The 227-nt window shown below is 52.4% G+C and carries 1 protein-coding gene; it reads right to left on the reverse strand.

Translation table 11 applies throughout. The features are described from left to right. On the reverse strand, nt 1-193 hold a 193-nt coding region (locus E1189_RS24895), incomplete at its 3' end, for a hypothetical protein (protein WP_230460016.1). Nucleotides 194-227: the final 34 nt, after the last annotated feature.

Genomic DNA, 227 nt, shown 5'->3' on the forward strand with positions numbered 1-227 from the left:
CGTGGACGCTTACCGTGTACATACCGTAGGAGTCTGCAGGCATGTCGTCGTCAGTTCGCACCTGAAGCTTTCTGTAATGCTCACGTAGCCAGACACTTAAATGCGAAAACCGGGAAGGAAACAGCTCTCCCGAAGGAAGGGGGGAACAGTGGATGTGAGGGAGATCTTCCTCATCTGGAGATACATGACACATGTTAGCCTTGTCCCGGATCCATGTTGTGGCACCT

The sequence above is a fragment of the Parendozoicomonas verongulae genome, from assembly GCF_009711465.1.
Lineage (GTDB): Bacteria > Pseudomonadota > Gammaproteobacteria > Pseudomonadales > Endozoicomonadaceae > Sansalvadorimonas > Sansalvadorimonas verongulae.